Genomic DNA, 16,137 nt, shown 5'->3' with positions numbered 1-16,137 from the left:
CAGGCGACGTGGGTCAGGCCAGGCTCTCGCGGAGGCTGCGTACCGCGGTGACCAGTTTGCGCAGGGACGCCTCGGTCTCGGGGAGGCGCGGTCTTCAGGCCACAGTCGGGGTTGCCCCAGAGCCGGTCGGGCAGACCCGACGGCCATATTTCGGAGGCCATCTAGGACGGTGTCGCTGGCTGCAAGCATCCGCTCGCCGCCGCGAGACCGCCTTTCGTGCGGGGTCAGCTGCGGGATGTCCTGGCAAGGGAGGGGATTAGGACTGTGGCCACGACCAGGTGCATCGAGATCAGGGTGGGGGTTGTGGTGAGGTTGGTGGCTTGGGTGAGCGGGCCGGTCAGTGACAGGAGGAGGGCCGTGGTCGCGGTGATCGTCCGGTTGCGGCGGGGGCGGCTGGTGAAGCGTTCGAGGAGGGTCAGGAGGGCCCAGCCGGCCAGGTCGGCGAAGAGCGCGGACATGACGACCGTGACCGGGCCGATCTCCTGGACGGTGCCGTTCCGGTGGATGGTCAAGTCCAGATGCGCGGTCGCGGCCCAGACCACGAAGGAAGACCGTGGTGGCGGCCAGCACGGCGGAGATGCGGCGGGGGCGGTGGTGGCGGACGCAGGCTGTTGAGGGCGTCATGGGAAGAGCCTCTCCGCCGGAGACGGTCGGAGACGTCGGACGCGTCGCCTTCGCTGGCGACGGTTACTGCTGGTCCAAACCTCGTAGACCGGGGGACTCTGGCGTTGGCCGACTGGGGGACTCCGAGACTTCTTGCACATGCCTAGAGCGCGTGGGGAATCTCCTGTGCTCGGCAAAGCCGCAGGTCCGGTGCTAACTTCGGGGTATATGTGACGGCTTCGGTTATTGGTGATCTGAAGCTTCGCGGAGGCGAGGTTGGGCCGGGGACTCATAATCCCTGGGTCGTGATGAATTGAGGCTCTGCAGCAGTCCCGTTGAGACGTTGTCGGTCAACTGCTGAGGAGCAGCTCCTCCATTGCGGTTGCTGCCGTGAGAAGCTCGGCTGTTTCCACGATGGTGTACCGGCTGTGTGTGTCCGCAGCCTGTCCGAGGAACCTGCGGCGGACGGCTTCTCGGATGCCGAGTTCTCTGTCGGCGAGGGTGGCCCATGTGCGTCGAAGGCCGTGGGGGCCGTCGAGGCAGGGGAGGGCTAGGCGTCCCTGGAGCCTGTTGAAGGCGTTCATGACGGTGTTGGGATGCAAGTGGATCCCAGGCTTAGCCTGTCCTTTGGCGGTTCGCCTGCGATCGAAGACCCAGCCGGCTGGATCCCAGGCCTCGAACCGCTCTCGGTACGCTTCCTGCTCTTTTTGGCGTGCTCGGAGGATGGCGACTGTGTGTTTGCCGAGGTAGATGTCTCGGTGGAGGCCGTTCTTGGGGGAGCCGGTGTTATGGACCTTCCCGGCGTAGGCGAGGTTGTCGGCCACCTTGGCGGTGTTGTGATCCAGTTGAACGTTCGGCCAGGTGAGCCCGATGCCCTCCCCATCGCGTGTCGCGGTGGTGGCGAGGGTCCACCACAGGTCTCGCCGCACGGGATCTTTCTCGGCTTTCCAAAACCGGCGGAACTGCTCGGCCGTCCAGACCTGCTTTGGTCGGCGGTTGTTGCGGGCTTCGAGATCGGCCCGCTTGGTCATCTTCTCGGCCTGCGACCGGCGGTAGAGGTTGCCGGTGGTGTAGTCGTTGACCTCGCACCAGTCGAAGAACCCGTGCAGCGGCTTGGCGAGTTGCAGCATCATCGAGGGTGTCGGGGCGCGGTTCAGGGCGCGGTCGACGTGCAGCGGCTTGAGTTCGTTGACCTGGAGGGCGCCGTCAGGGTGCGTGCAGACGAACCGTACTACCGCGCTTTCGTAGTGATGGCGGGTGGTCTCCTTGATGGCGTAGTCGGCGAGCCACGCGGTGATCAGGCGACTCCAAGGCTCAGTGGCTCCGTTCGCCGAGAGATCCTTGGCCTCAAGGCTGCGGAGGAACCGGACCGCTTCGTTCCAGGTGGCGCAGATCTTGCTGGTTCCAGGACCGCGCTCAGGCCCCTGGGCCCGGAACCGGCCGCCGCGGTGAGGGTAGATCGTCCCTCGGTAGGTATCAGTCATGGCGGTTGCCCCCTGACTACCTACGGCCTCGTGTGCAGTGCGTCTGCACACGGGGTTGTCAGGGACCGCCGCTGAGCTGGGGTTGGTGCCGACGTGAGTGGTTTCTCGTCAGTAACCACTGACCCCGCTACGCCATTGCCCAGGCAACCCCGAATCCCCGCCCCCACCAGCCCAGACGGCGTTCTAGCCACCGTTTCGTTACGTGATTTGACCATCACGATGCGCTGCTCTCCGCGGATTTGCGTAAGCCGTGTGCAGCGAGATTGCACACGGCCCGTCCGCGACCTGCACACAACTGCACACGATCTTCGGACGCCGTTGTGATGCTTGTATATCGATACAAGGTCGTGGCACCGCCTGGCTGCACCGTGACCGTCCGCCGATGACCGGCCGGTCCTGACCTATTGGTGCGCTCGAGTGGGGGTGTGGTGGGCGGGGAGGAGGGCGCGGGGGATGGGGCCCTTGTTGCGTTGGCCACCCTGGGATTCTTCCCATGCGTGGGCGAGGATGCCGATGCTGCGGCTGAGGATGAACAGGCCGCGGGCCAGGGGAGCGGGGAAGCCGAGTTCGGCGTAGATGATGGCGGTGGCGCCGTCGATGTTCATGGGGACGGGCTTGTTGCGGCCGCGGGCGAGGAAGGCTTCGATCGCCTTGCCGGCGCGGAGGTGGTCGCCCGGGACCACTCCGTCGCGTACGGCTTCTTCTACCAGGGAGAGCAGGGGGTCGCGGCGGGGGTCGAGCGGGTGGAAACGGTGGCCGAAACCCGGGAGGTAGCGGGGCCACTCTGCGACTGTCCGTTCGGTTGCCGTTTCCAGGTCGAGGCCGGTGGCCTCGCGGTCGAGGACGTCGTTGAGCAGCTGGACGCATTGCTCGCCGGCGCCGCCGTGGGAGTCGCCGAGGGTGTTCACCGCGCTGGCGACGGCGTTGTTGAGGCCGACACCGCAGGTCGCGGCCATGCGGGCGATGGCGATCGAGGGAGCCTGGGGGCCGTGGTCGACGGCCGCGACCTGGGCCGCTTCGAGGAGCGCGGCCTGGCGGGCGGTGGGGAGGTCCCCGCGCAGCATGAGCCAGATCATCGCGGGCAGGCTGGTGGTGCCGATCAGGTCTTGGACCGGGTGCCCGCGCAGCTCGATGACGCCCGGCTCCATCCGGGAGACCGAGGTCGCCCACCATTCGGCGACGGCGCCCGTCGGGTCGATCTCGCGCTGAGCGTTGGTGTCGTTCATGAGGTGATGACGTCTCCGGCAGGAGTGTTCCAGCGGGCCATGAGGGCGTCGCGTTCCGCGTTCTGCTGTCCGAGGAGCGGGGGCGGGGCGGAGGGACGGAGAGGTTCGCCGTTGTGGAGGACGCCGCTTCCGGCGACCTTCAGGATCCGGTCGGAGCCGTCCGGGAACGGCAGGTCTGTGAAGAAGCCGCGGTGTTCCAGCTGGTCGAGCCGGACGGTCTGCGGGACGTCGGCGACTCTGGCGGCCGGTACGCCTGCGGGAGTGAGGATCTCTTCCCATTCCCTGGTGGTGCGGCGGCGGAGCGCGGCGTTCAGTTCTGTGGTGAGCTGGTCGCGGTGCTGCTTGCGTCGCTCGCGGTCGGCGAACCGCGGATCGTCGATGAGGTCTCGCCGGTCCACGAGGTCGCAGAGCGTCTCGAACTGTTGTTGCCGGTTGGCGGCGATGTTGAGCGGACCGTCGGCGGCCTCGAAGGTGCCCGATGGTGCCGCGGTGGCGTTCTGGGTGCCCATCGGCTGGGGCGGGACCCCGCTGACCAGGTAGTTCGAGATCGCCCATCCCATGGCCGACACTGCCGCCTCGAGCATGGAGACGTCGAGGAAGGTTCCCTTTCCGGTGGTGGATCGGCCGGCGAGGGCCGCGGAGATGTGCAGGGCGGCCGTGAGCCCGCCGATGGTGTCGCATACCGGGAACCCCACCCGCTGCGGGGCGGTCTCGTCGGTGCCGGTGATGCTCATCATCCCGGAGAGTCCCTGGATGATCTGGTCGTAGGCGGGTGCCTGGCTCATGGGGCCGGTCTGGCCGAACCCGGAGATCGCGCAGTAGACCAGGCGCGGGTTGAGCTCGTGCAGCCGGGTCCAGCCGAACCCCAGCCGGTCGAGCACGCCGGCCCGGAAGTTCTCCAGCAGCACGTCCGCGCCCCGGACCATCGCCTCGAAGTCGGCGCGGTCGCCGGCGTCCTTGAGGTCGATCTCGACCGACTTCTTCCCGGCGTTCTGCGCCAGGAAGGACGCGCCCAGCCCGGTGCGGTTCAGCTCGGCCTCCGGGCCGAGGCGCCTGGCGAGATCTCCCTGGCCGGGCACTTCGATCTTGACGACCTCGGCCCCCAGCAGCATCAGCTGGTAGCTGCAGTACGGGCCGGCCAGGACGTTGGTCAGATCGAGTACCCGGATGCCGGTGAGCGGTCGCGTTGGCATGCGCTTGCTCCTTATGTCGCGCCCGTGGATGGGGCGGACGCGCGAGTGGTCAGTGCGTGGGGCTGAGCGGGTGATCGAAGCCGCGCTCTGACATTTCCTTGGCCACCTGCTTCAGGTCCTCGGCGAACCGTTCGACCACGTCATCGGGGAAGCGGACGGTCGGGCCGCTCAGCGACAACGCCGCGACGACGGTGCCGGACCGGCCCAGAACCGGGACGGCGACGGCGGACAGGCCGTTCTCCCGCTCACCGTGACTGGCGGCCCAGCCACGGTGTGCCGCCTCGTCGATCCATTCCTTCAGCCGGTGGACGTGGCCCTCGCCGTAGGGCGAGCTGACCGCGATGCGCCGGAGGAGTGCTTCGGGCGCGTCGCGCAGGAGGACCTTGGACGATGCGCCGGCCCAGAGCGGCAGCTCGTCTCCGATGTGGACGACGTGCCGGAGCGGTTGCGGGCTCTCCTGCTGGGCGACGCAGACACGGTAGATGTCGCGGAGCATGTAGAGGTTCACGGTCTCGCGTCGGCGTGCCCCGAGGTCGCGCATGAACGCACGAGTCTCGGGCGGCAGTTCCCAGCTGCTACGGGCGAGATGCGCCCAGCGCCAAAGGCCGGGGCCGGGCAGGTAGCCGTTGGGGGCGGCCCACAGCAGGCCGTTCTGCTCAAGGGTCTGAACGATCCGGATGACCGTCGTCTTCGCCAGGCCCGTCGCGTCCACGATCTCCCGGATGGAGATGACCGGGCGTTCCTCGCTCAGGAGCGACATGATCTCGAGGGCGCGCTGGACGCTGCGAACGCCCTGCGTGTCCGCCGGTGACTCGGCTCCGGTCTTCTTGGCTGGGCTCACTGGTCCGCCGTCTCCCCGATCTCCGCCTGGTGGCTGCTGACGCCCGTACGTTACACGGAGTCCGCATGGTGGTCTAGGTGGACCGTCAGCCGGTCTAGCTCGCTCGCTTTCGGAGAAGACTCACCTCCCCCTTCCCCTTGTGGGCTGGCTCACTTATAACTAACTCACTGGTTCGAACATTAGGAACGGGGCGGAACTTCCGGGCGGCCGCCCCTTGTCAGCCGTCTGGATGGCCCGTACGTTGACTCGAAGTCCGCACGATGGGACATGAGGTCCACTTAACGGTTCGGAGGGTTCGATGCTAGAAGCGGTACTCGCTGCTGCATCCAAGGATGAGCCCGTGCAAGCTGCCGCGCTGGTCGGCGGCGAATGGGGAACGGAAGGTCCGCAGAGCGGACGGATCGGACCGTACAAGAGGAAGCTGGTCAGCCAGGCACCGGTTGCGGGAGCCGCGGAGATCGACGCTGCCCGGGCCTATGCGCGAGCCTCCGCGCGGCAGATGGCACGGCTCGCACCGGCGGCCCGTGCGGACGTGCTGGAGCGGGCGTCCCTCACCGCCTCGGAGAACCGCGAGGACCTGGCCCGGCTCCTCGCCCTTGAGCTGGGCAAGCCGATCAAGGACGGCGGCGGTGAGATCGATCGCGTGGCCGACACGTTCGCCGTGTGCGCCGCCGAGGCACGGCAGATCGGAGGCGACACCCTTCCGATCGCCGGCTGGGGCCGCGGCGTCGGCAACACCGCGTTCACCTACCGGGCTCCGGCGGGGGTGGCGCTGGCCATCACGCCCTTCAACGCGCCGGCCAACCTGCTCGCGCACAAGCTGGGCGCGTCGTTTGCCGCAGGCAACACCACGATCGTGAAGGCGCCGCCCCAGGCCCCCGCGATCTCGACCGCCATCGTGGCGCTGCTGATCGACGCGGGGATGCCCTACGAGGCGGTCCAGCTCCTGCACGGGGACGGCGCCGTCGGCGCCGCCCTGTGCGCCGCGGACGAGGTGGACGTCATCAGCTTCACCGGTAGCGCCGCCACGGGCGCGGCGGTCGCCAGAGCCGCCGGGGCCAAGCGCCTGGTACTGGAGCTCGGCGGCAACGCCGCGACGATCGTGTGCGAGGACGCCGACATCGCAGAGGCCGCCCGTGTCTGCGCGCGCACCGGATACAGCAACTCCGGCCAGAGCTGCATCTCGGTGCAGCGGGTGTACGTCCAGCGGTCGCGATACGCCCGGTTCCTGGAGCTGTTCACCGACGAGGTCGCGTCATTGACCGTCGGCGACCCGCTCGACCCGCACACCGACGTCGGCTCGATGGTCGACGAGGACGCGGCCGAACGAGTGGTGCGCTGGAGCTCGGAGGCGGCCGCGGCCGGGGCCCGCGTCGTACTCGGCGGGCGCAGGGACGGCGCCACCGCGATGCCGACCGTCGTGGCCGAGCCCCCCGCGGACGCGTCGGTCGTTGTGGAAGAGGTCTTCGGGGCGTTGGTCGCGGTCATGCCGTTCGACGACCTCCCCGAGGTGATCGAATGCTGTAACCAGAGCCGCTACGGCTTGCAGGCCGGACTGTTCACCCGCGACTTCGACCGGATCATCACCGCCTGGCGAGATCTCGAGGTCGGAGGGCTGGTCGTCAACGGATCCTCGAACTTCCGCCTCGACCATGTTCCGTTCGGCGGCGTCAAGGACTCCGGCTTCGGACGGGAATCGCCGCGCTGCATGATCGACGACTACACCGTCATCAAGACGATGATGCTGCGCGGCACCTCCCTGTGGGGCGACCACCGGTGAGGGCCGTCGCGCTCGTCTCGCCGCGGACCGTCGCCGTGATGGACGACTGGCCGGAGCCGTCGTGCGGGCCGGACGAGGTCATCGTCACCATCCAGGGCGTCGGCCTGTGCGGGTCCGACCTGGCGGTCGTCTCCGGCAATCGCGAGGTTCCGGCCTTGCCCTGGGTCCTCGGACATGAGGCCTGCGGCGTCATCGTCGCCACCGGCGACGACGTCGCGCACCGCTTCCCAGGACAGCGCGTGGTCGTCGAGCCCAACTACCCCTGCCTTGCCTGCGGATTCTGCCGCTCCGGCGTCACGGCCGGATGCAGGAACCGCAGAGCCGTCGGCATCTCCGAACCCGGACTGCTCGCCGAACGCGTCGCCGTCCCGGCCCGCTTCACCTGGCCGGTGCCCGAGACATGGGACGTCACCGACGTGGTGTGCGTCGAGCCGTTCACCGTGGCTCTCAACGCGGTCCGCATGAGCGGCCTGACCGCCGGAGACACCTGCCTGGTGGTGGGAGCCGGTTCCCAGGGACTGCTGGTCCTGCTGGCCGTCCTTCATGCGGGGGGAGTGCCGTTCGTGGTGGACCCCCACGTGGGCCGCAGCGAGCTGGCCTTCCAGATGGGCGCGCAGGACCCGGCCGTCCTGCCGCCCGACGCCACCTTCCCGGCGGTGATCGAGACCTCGGGAGCGCCTGAGGCGTTCGAGCATGCTCTGGAACGCACCGCCCCCGGCGGGACGCTGATCGCCGTAGGCCAGAGCACCCGACCGGCCGGCATTTCCACCTTCTTGCTGGTGCAGCGGCGCCTCACCGTGCGCGGCTGCCTCATTTACGACCACCCCGCCGGCTTCGCGCACACGATCGCGACGCTCGGCGAACACGATCTGCGGCCCGGCCGCGTGCTGCGCGAGCGCTTCGACCTGGCGCAGGCACCCAAGGCGTTCGCGCAGGCGGCCGACATCGCCGGCAAGACCTGGATCAGCCTGCCCCGAAACGAGGAGATGGCCCGATGACCGTGGACGCGCCCGCGGGGACGAGGACCGCGGCCGGAGCGAGGACCGCGGCCGAAGCGCTGGTCGGCCAGCTCGAAGGCTACGGCGTCGAATACGTCTTCGGAACCTGCGGTCACACCAACATCGCCTTGCTGGACGCGCTGAGCCGCAGCCCGATCGAGTTCGTCATCGCCAGGCACGAACAGGCGGCCGCGCACGCCGCCGACGGGTACGCCCGCGCCTCCGGCCGTCCGGGAGTCCTGCTGCTGCACGTCGGTCCAGGGATGATGAACGCCGTCACGGGCGTGGCGACGGCCGCCCTGGACTCGGTGCCGCTCATCGCGATCGCCGGTGACGTGCCCTCCTACTATCACGGCAGGCATCCGCACCAGGAGGTCAATCTCCACGCCGACGCCGACCAGACCGCCATCTACCGGCCCTTCGTCAAGCGCGCCTGGCACGTGCACCGGGCCGAGGACCTCGGACGCTTCACCGAGCGCGCCTTCTGGACGGCCCTGTCCGGACGACCCGGGGCGGTGCTGCTGGACGTTCCCATGGATCTGTTCTCCCGGCCGGTCCGGCCGGCCGATCACCCGCTTCCGGCCATCGTGTCAGCGCCCGGGCTCCCCGCCGAGACCGCCGAACGGATCGCGCTCCTGCTCGCCGAGGCGGAACGCCCCCTGATCTACGTCGGAGGTGGTCTGCGCGAGGGGCCGGGCCGCGACGCCCTGCTCTCGCTCGCCGAGCACCTTGACGTCCCCATCGTGCATTCGCTGATGGGGAAAGGGATCGTGCCGGACACGCATCCTCTCCTGCTCGGCATGCCGGGGTTCTGGGGGCTGGAGACCACTAACGACTACACCCGCACCGCCGACGTCGTGCTGGCTCTGGCGACCAGGTTCGCCGAGACCGACGCCAGCTCGTGGGACCCGCGCTACACCTGGAACCTCGGCGGTCATGGCGAGGGCTCACCCGGGCGGCTCATCCAGATCGACATCGACGCGGCCGAGATCGGCCGCAACTACCCGGTCGAGATCGGCGCCGTCGCCGATGTGACGCACGCGGTCCAGGCCATCGCCGAGGCGGTGCGCGCCGTACGGCCCGATCCGGTGAACCGCCCGGCCTTGCGCGAACGGATCCGCGGCGCCCGTTCCGCTCTCTTCTCCGGCAGCCGCGAGCGAGGCCGGAGCGACGCTCTCCCGTTCCGGCCGGAGCGCATCCTGGCCGACCTGCGGGAGGCGCTGCCGGACGACGCGATCCTGGTCACCGACGTCGGCTGGAACAAGAACGGCGTGGCCCAGTGCTACGAGCTCCCCGCCACAGGACGCTTCATCACCCCCGGAGGGGCCTCGACCATGGGCTTTGGTCCAGCCGCCGCGGTCGGGGTCCAGGTCGCGCAGCCGGACCGGGTCGTCGTCGCACTCGTGGGCGACGGCGGGATGAGCGCCCAGCTCCCGGCCGTCCCGATGGCCGTCGAACAGGGCCTTCCGGTGATCTTCGTGGTGATGAACAACCGAGCCCACGGGACCATCGCTGACCTGCAGGCGGCCAACTTCGGCGCCGAGTACGGCTGCGAGTTCCGCGACCCGGACGGGCGCCCCTACAGCCCGGACTTCGCCGCGTTCGCCGAGGCGTGCGGAGCCGACGGATACGGCATTCCCACGACCGAGGCCCTGCTGTCGGCACTGCGGTCGGCGGTCCGCAGGCGGCGGCCCGCCGTTCTGGACGTGCCCATGGTCAACGAGCCGGTGCCGACACCCGGGCACTGGAACATCACCGACATCTACCAGGGTGTATTCCCCGCGGAGGTACAGAGATGATCCGCGTGATCGACCCGTTCGCCCAGGCGCGACCCACCTGGCTCGGCCTCGACGACACCGGCCACCGCCGCAAGGTCTTCAAGGTCGTCGATCAAGATCTGAACACCAGCGAGTTCCTCGTCGGCGGCCTCACCATCTTCGAACCAGGCGAGGCCAGCTCGCTGCACGACCACCCCGACTCCGAAGAGATCAACTACATCGTGCGCGGGTCGGGCGAGGTGGTGGACGAGGACGGCCACCACACCGCGTTCGAGGCGCACACCTTCATGTTCATCCCCAAAGGCGTCAAGCATCAGCACGTCAACACCGGGCGCGAGCCCCTGTGGCTGGTCTTCGTCTACGGCCCGCACAGCGAGCTGCCCAGCACGTAGCCCTGCGCCTTGCCGCCCCGACGCCCCACCCCCCGAGGTGACATCGATGCACACAACTTCCAGAGTCCGCCACTCCGCCGCGGCCGCGGTCACCGTCGTGGCACTGGCCGGAAGCCTCAGCGCCGCCTGCGGAGCCCCCGGTAAGTCGAAGGACGCCGGCTCCGGTGGATCCGGCCCGATCAAGATCGCTCTAGTCGACGCGCAGAGCGGGCAGTTGAGCTCGCTCGGCAAGTGGGAGCACAAAGGCGTCAAGCTGGCCATCGACGAGTGGAACAAGGCCGGCGGGATCAACGGCCGCACCGTGAAGCTCGACGTCTTCGACGACCAGGGCGACCCGACCGTCGGCACCAACATCGCTCGCAAGATCGACAGCCAGAACTACATCGCGATGCTCGGCACCGCCGAGAGCGCGGTCACGATCGCGATGGCCCCGTCGCTGAAGCAGGCCGAGATCCCCAACATCGCCTCGGGGCAGTCGCCGGGGATGGTGGCGCTGAAGAGTCCGTTCCTGTTCCTGAACGGCCCCACCAGCACGACCTACGACGAGACGCTCGCCAAGTACGTCGTCGACACCAAGAAGCTGAAGAAGATCGCGATGATCAGCAACAACGGCGCCTACGGCAAGGGGGAGCACGACGCCTTCCTCAAGGCCCTGACCTCGCGAGGCATCAAGCCGGTCGCCGACGAGGTCGTCACCGCCGACCAGAAGGACTTCAGCGCGCAGCTGACCAAGATCAGGCAGCGGTCGCCGGAGGTCGTCTTCCTCGGCGCCGAGGAGGTCGAGTCCGGTCTGATCGTCAAGCAGGCCCGCGACCTCGGCATCACCGCGCCGTTCGCCGGCGCCGCTCCGCAGGGCACTCCGGTGTACCGGGACACGGCGGGCGTGAAGAACGCCGAGGGCACCATCGTCAGCTCGCCCTACCTCAGCAACGACATCAGCGAGGCGTCCAAGAAGTTCGCCGCCGCGTACAAGGCCGCCTACGGAGAGGAAGCCGAGCTGCACGGCGCCAAGGCCTACGACGGCGCCCAGATCATGCTCACGGCGCTGAAGAACAGCAACGTCGGCACAGGCCAGAAACTGGCCGACGCCATCCGAGCCGTGAAGTACCAGGGACTGCTGGGCGACTTCGCCTACGACGAGACCGGCGTCGGCATCAAGGCCACCACGATCGGGATCGTCAAGGGCGGAAAGCTCGTCAAGGCCTAGGGCGGACCGGAGCACACGGAGGGCACGGAGGACACCGAGAACATGCAGGTCTTCCTACAGACACTGATCGGCGGGATGAGCCTCGGAGCGATCTACGCCCTGGTCGCGATGGGGTTCTCCCTCGTCTACCGCACCATGGGCCTGGTCAACTTCGCGCACGCCGACGTACTCATGATCGGCGCGTACGCCGCGTCGACGTTCTACATGTCGACCAAGCTGCCGTTCGCTCTCTCGATGGCCATGGCGATCGCGGTGACCGGCCTGATCGGCCTGTTCATCGAGCGGGTCCTGCGGCCACTGGAGAACAAGGACTTCACCCTGATGCTGATCGGCACGATCGGCTTCGGGATGGTGCTGCAGGCCGTTGCCGTCCTGATCTGGGGCGCGACGGGACGCGCGGTCCGCTCTCCGGTGGGCGGCGCCCCGCTGGAGTTCTTCGGGCTGCGCGTCCGCACCTACGACCTGGTCGTGCTGCTCATCGCGGCGGTCGCCGTCGTCCTGCTGGTGGGCTTCCTGCAGCGCACCAAGCTGGGGGCGGCGATGCAGGCGGTGGCCATGGATCACGAGGCAGCGACCGCCGTCGGCATCCACGTCGGCCGCAGCAACGCGATCGCGTTCGCCATCGGCGCCGGGCTCGCCGCCCTTGCCGGCGGGCTCGTCGGCCCGTTGCTGTACGTGAACCCGACGATGGGCGGGGCGATCGGGATCAAGGGGTTCGCGGCCGCCATGCTCGGCGGCTGCGGCAACATTCCCGGCGCGATCGTCGGCGGCTTCGCGATCGGTGTCCTGGACTCGTTCGCCGCGGGGCACTTCCAGGGCTACTCCGAGCTGGTCGTCTTCCTGGTGTTCACCGTGGCGATCATGATCCGGCCGACCGGGATCTTCGGTGAGACGACGGTGAGCCGCGCATGAGGGCTCTGCTCAGGAATCCTCGCGTCCCCAGGTTCGGGGTGATCTCGGTCTGCGTCGTCGTCGCCTGGATCCTGCCGTACCAGGTCAGCGGCTATGCCATCCATGTCGTGAACATCTCGCTGGTGTTCGCGCTGCTGGCGATCGGCATGGGCCTGGCCATGGGCATCGCCGGTCAGATCAACCTCGCCCAGGTCGCGTTCTTCGGCGTGAGCGCCTACGCGACCGCGATCCTCACCACGCACAGCGGCCTCGGCTTCTGGCCCGCCGCGGCGCTGGCGATGGTGGCCGCCGCGGCGATCGGGCTGCTGGTCGGAATTCCGGCGCTGCGCATGCAGTCGCACTACCTCGGCATCGTCACGCTGGGCATCGCGCTCGGGTTCATCAACTGGACGACCAACGCCAAGATCGCGGGCGGCGCCGAGGGCATCTCGGCCATTCCCGTTCCGCCCATGTTCGGCATCGATCTGTCCAGCGAATACCTGTACTACTACCTGGAGGTCGTGGTCTTCGCGATCGCGCTGGCGTTCGGGCTCTTCGTCGTCCGGACCGGGCTCGGGCGCCGGATGATGGCGATGCGGGACGACCCCCTGGCCGCGGGCGCCGTCGGCGCGGAGATCCCGCTGCTGAGGATGACCGCGTTCATGCTGTCGAGCGTGTTCGGCGGCATCGCGGGCGTCCTGTACGCGGGTCTCATCCGCTACGTGGCGCCGGACACCTTCAACATCTCCAACATGTTCCTGCTGCTGGCCATGGTCGTGATCGGCGGCCGGCAGAGCCTGGTCGGCTGCATCGTCGGAGCGGTCGGGCTCACGCTGATCCGCGAGCAGCTGGTCGACTACCCCACCTATGCCCAGCTGGGGTTCGGCATCGTGGTCGTGCTCATGGTGGTCTTCGCCCCCACCGGGCTGGCGGGAGTGCCGGCCAGGGCGAAGGCGGTCGTGGACCGGCGGCGCGGCACCTCCGCCGATCGCGCGACGCTGCGCCCCTTCCAGCCGTACGAGCCCGCCCCGCCGGACGCCGAGACCGACGACGAGATCAAGACCGAGACGCTGCCTCCCATGCTGGTCGTGGAGGAGGTCTCCAAGCAGTTTCGGGGCTTGAAGGCGCTCAAGGCCGTCTCCCTCACCGTCGAGCGCGGCGAGATCCGCGGGGTGGTCGGGCCGAACGGCTCCGGCAAGACCACCCTGTTCAATGTCATCAGCGGCTTCTACAAGGCCTCGGGTGGCCGGGTTCTCATGGACGGGCAAGTCATTTCTGGGGGCCGCCCCTACCGGCTCTCTCGGATCGGCCTGGCCCGCACGTTCCAGAACCTTCGCCTGTTCGGGGAGCTGACCGTACGCGACAACCTGCTCGTCGCGCTGGATCGGACGCGGACCTACGCCATCTGGCAGTACGTCCTGTGGCCGGTGGGGATCCTGCGTCAAGAACGCCGGCTCAACCGGCAGGCCGACGAGCTGCTCGAACGCTTCGGGCTGGCCGAGTTCGGTGGAGCGTTGCCCGGCTCGCTGCCGTACGGCATCCAGCGCCGCATCGAGATCGCCCGCGCGATGGCGGGGGAGCCGCGCCTGCTGCTACTGGACGAGCCGGCGGCGGGACTGAACGGCGACGAGGTCCGGAGGCTCTCGGAGATCGTCCGCTCCATCCGTGACAGCGGCGTCACCGTCGTTCTGATCGAGCACAACATGGGCCTGGTGATGTCGCTGTGCGAGCGGGTCACCGTCCTGGCCGGCGGCGAGGTGATCGCCGAAGGAACGCCCGCCGAGGTCGCTCACGACCACGCCGTCATCGAGGCCTACCTCGGCGACTCCGCCATGGCCGACATGCCGCTTCCGAACACCACCGAGGTGAGCCCATGAAGACCGGCACCACCGAACGCACCGCACCGGCCGATCGCCAGGCGGCGGCCCTCACAGTGGAGGACCTTTCGGTCCACTACGGAGGCGTCTGCGCCGTCAGGTCCATCGGGTTCACGGTGGCGCCCGGCCAGTCCGTGGGCATCATCGGCGCCAACGGTGCCGGTAAGACCTCCACGCTCAAGGCGTTGATGGGCCTGGTGCCGCGCAGTGGCGGCCGCATCCGCTTCGGCGACACCGACCTGACACGGGTCAAGGCTCGCGACATCGTCCGGCATGGAATCGGCTACGTCCCCGAGGGGCGGCACGTCTTTCCCGGCCTGACGGTCGAGAAGAACCTCATGCTCGGCGCTTACGCGCGTTCCTGGCGCGGGCCCGGCACGAGGGAGACCCTAGAGGAGGTCTACGACCTGTTTCCGGTGCTGGGAGAGATGCGCTCCAGGTTGGCAGGGGCGCTGTCGGGCGGGCAGCAGCAGATGCTGGCCGTCGGCCGGGCGCTGATGGCCAAACCCCGCCTGATGCTCCTGGACGAACCCTCCATGGGCTTGTCGCCCAAGCTCATCGAGGACATCCTCGCGGTTCTGGTCCGCCTGCGAGAGGAGGGTCTGAGCATGCTGCTGGTGGAGCAGAACGCCAAGCTGACCTTCGAGGCGACCAGCTCCTGCGTGGTCATGGAGAACGGTGAGGTCGCGATGACCGGGACCTCCCGTGAACTACGTGACGACGTTCAGGTTCGACGTATCTACCTCGGCCTTTAGAGAGGCAAGTGTTTTCGCCTCTCTAAAGGCCAAGCCGTCGTTACCGGCAGAAGGGCTTCTTACCCATCGCCGACTCGATACCGCCGAGGAGAAGACTGCGGAATTCCTTCGCGCCGGCGAAGCCCGTTCCGTCGTCGGTGAAGGCCTTGGCGTCGTGGCCGAGCGTGGTGACCCATGACCGGCCCCCGTCGTAGTACTGGCACCAGGCGACCGGATGGAACGAGCCATGACCCGGATGGCCCTGCGACCCTCTGACGCCCTTCGTCAGGGTCTTCTCGTCGACCGCTGCGAGGAACCTGACACTGGAGGGGAACGGGACGAGGTTGTACCACTCGTCGGTGAAGGCCCACCGGCTCGGCAGGCCCGCGGTGGACGTGTCCTTGCGATCCACCGTCTGTACGGTCCCCGGCTGACTCGGGCCGTGGTCGTAGAAGTTGGCGCCGCCGAGGAGCCCTTCGTACCAGGGCCAGTTGTATTCGGTGCCGAACGCGTTGTGCACTCCGACGAACCCGCCGCCACCCCGGATGTACTGGCGCAACGAGGTCTGCGCGGCGTCGTCGAGGGTGTCCCGGGACGTGCTCATGAAGACGATGGCGTTGTAGGCGAAGAGCTTCTGCGGGGTCGCCAGCTGGGCGACGTCCTCGGTCCAGTCGACCGCGAACCCGTTGTCCGCGCCCAGCTTCACCAGGGCTTTCTGCGCGACGTTGGCATCAGTGAGCGGAGGGTTGAGCCCGGCGGGGAGAACGGGGCCGAGGTTGGCGTGACGCGGCCCCGCGGTACGGCTGTAGACCAGGATCTTGTAGCCCTTCGCGGGATCGAAGTTGCCCCAGTCGTGATGGCAGCGGGCGTCGGTGCCGCGGCAGACGCCGTAGTCCGGGTCGCCGAGCTGCTGGGCACCGCCCCCCTTCGGCGCGGCCTGCGCACCTCCGGCGGAGGCCGGAAGCCCGCCGACAAGCGTCAGCGACACCATCGCGGCCGCAGTGGTCACCGACGCCGCGATCGCGCTGAGCAGAGGGGACGAGGGTCTCTTCATGCGCTCTTCCTTCCAGCTGAGGCCACAGGTCCATCTAGCGGACCATTCAAACCGTTCGCAGCTGCCTGAACATCTCATG

At 68.5% G+C, this 16,137-nt stretch carries 14 protein-coding genes; 8 read left to right on the top strand and 6 right to left on the bottom strand.

Features of this window, described 5'->3' with window-relative positions:
- Positions 1-224: 224 nt before the first annotated feature.
- The 5 genes from J4573_RS16010 to J4573_RS56085 form a co-directional block, all read right to left on the bottom strand.
- Positions 225-542: a DUF6069 family protein gene (locus J4573_RS16010; protein WP_208256276.1), complete on the bottom strand. Its 318-nt coding sequence runs from the start codon at positions 540-542 to the stop codon at positions 225-227.
- 411 nt (positions 543-953) lie between these two features.
- Positions 954-2,087 carry a tyrosine-type recombinase/integrase gene (locus J4573_RS16005; protein ID WP_208256275.1) on the bottom strand — a complete coding sequence of 378 codons (1,134 nt, stop codon included), beginning with the start codon at positions 2,085-2,087 and terminating at the stop codon, positions 954-956.
- Positions 2,088-2,488: 401 nt separating this feature from the next.
- Positions 2,489-3,313, bottom strand: coding sequence for a citryl-CoA lyase (locus J4573_RS16000; RefSeq protein WP_208256274.1), 825 nt, complete (start codon positions 3,311-3,313; stop codon positions 2,489-2,491).
- On the bottom strand, positions 3,310-4,506 hold the full coding sequence (locus J4573_RS15995) for a CaiB/BaiF CoA transferase family protein (RefSeq protein ID WP_208256273.1): 1,197 nt from the start codon (positions 4,504-4,506) through the stop codon (positions 3,310-3,312). The genes J4573_RS16000 and J4573_RS15995 overlap by 4 nt, the downstream gene beginning before the upstream one ends.
- A 49-nt stretch (positions 4,507-4,555) precedes the next feature.
- Positions 4,556-5,347 carry an IclR family transcriptional regulator gene (locus J4573_RS56085; RefSeq protein WP_307796656.1) on the bottom strand — a complete coding sequence of 264 codons (792 nt, stop codon included), beginning with the start codon at positions 5,345-5,347 and terminating at the stop codon, positions 4,556-4,558.
- Between the two features lie 340 nt (positions 5,348-5,687).
- On the opposite strand from J4573_RS56085, the gene J4573_RS15985 reads away from it, so the two are divergent.
- Genes J4573_RS15985 through J4573_RS15950 form a run of 8 tightly spaced genes read left to right on the top strand, consistent with a single transcriptional unit; the run spans position 5,688 to position 15,025 of the window.
- On the top strand, positions 5,688-7,127 hold the full coding sequence (locus tag J4573_RS15985) for an aldehyde dehydrogenase family protein (RefSeq protein ID WP_208256272.1): 1,440 nt from the start codon (positions 5,688-5,690) through the stop codon (positions 7,125-7,127).
- Between the two features lie 38 nt (positions 7,128-7,165).
- The gene (locus tag J4573_RS15980; protein WP_208256271.1) at positions 7,166-8,125 is read left to right on the top strand and encodes a zinc-dependent alcohol dehydrogenase; all 960 of its coding nucleotides are present in this window, start codon (positions 7,166-7,168) and stop codon (positions 8,123-8,125) included.
- Positions 8,122-9,924, top strand: coding sequence for a thiamine pyrophosphate-binding protein (locus J4573_RS15975; protein WP_208256270.1), 1,803 nt, complete (start codon positions 8,122-8,124; stop codon positions 9,922-9,924). Before J4573_RS15980 ends, J4573_RS15975 begins: the two co-directional genes overlap by 4 nt.
- Positions 9,921-10,295: a cupin domain-containing protein gene (locus J4573_RS15970; protein WP_208256269.1), complete on the top strand. Its 375-nt coding sequence runs from the start codon at positions 9,921-9,923 to the stop codon at positions 10,293-10,295. The genes J4573_RS15975 and J4573_RS15970 overlap by 4 nt, the downstream gene beginning before the upstream one ends.
- A 46-nt stretch (positions 10,296-10,341) precedes the next feature.
- The gene (locus J4573_RS15965) at positions 10,342-11,502 is read left to right on the top strand and encodes an ABC transporter substrate-binding protein (RefSeq protein ID WP_208256268.1); all 1,161 of its coding nucleotides are present in this window, start codon (positions 10,342-10,344) and stop codon (positions 11,500-11,502) included.
- A gap of 42 nt (positions 11,503-11,544) precedes the next feature.
- Entirely contained in the window at positions 11,545-12,414 is an 870-nt protein-coding gene (locus J4573_RS15960) for a branched-chain amino acid ABC transporter permease (RefSeq protein ID WP_208256267.1), read from the top strand.
- Entirely contained in the window at positions 12,411-14,270 is a 1,860-nt protein-coding gene (locus J4573_RS15955) for a branched-chain amino acid ABC transporter ATP-binding protein/permease (protein ID WP_208256266.1), read from the top strand. Before J4573_RS15960 ends, J4573_RS15955 begins: the two co-directional genes overlap by 4 nt.
- Positions 14,267-15,025, top strand: coding sequence for an ABC transporter ATP-binding protein (locus tag J4573_RS15950; RefSeq protein WP_208256265.1), 759 nt, complete (start codon positions 14,267-14,269; stop codon positions 15,023-15,025). Before J4573_RS15955 ends, J4573_RS15950 begins: the two co-directional genes overlap by 4 nt.
- A gap of 40 nt (positions 15,026-15,065) precedes the next feature.
- Here the strand turns inward: J4573_RS15950 and J4573_RS15945 are convergent, their stop codons facing one another.
- Positions 15,066-16,058 (bottom strand): ThuA domain-containing protein, encoded by a 993-nt coding sequence (locus J4573_RS15945; RefSeq protein WP_208256264.1) that lies wholly within the window; start codon positions 16,056-16,058, stop codon positions 15,066-15,068.
- Positions 16,059-16,137: the final 79 nt, after the last annotated feature.

Origin of the sequence: Actinomadura barringtoniae (assembly GCF_017573505.1) — a bacterium.
GTDB lineage: Bacteria > Actinomycetota > Actinomycetes > Streptosporangiales > Streptosporangiaceae > Spirillospora > Spirillospora barringtoniae.
Note: the sequence above shows the minus strand (reverse complement) of the source record. Positions and strands in the feature narration are given on the sequence as shown.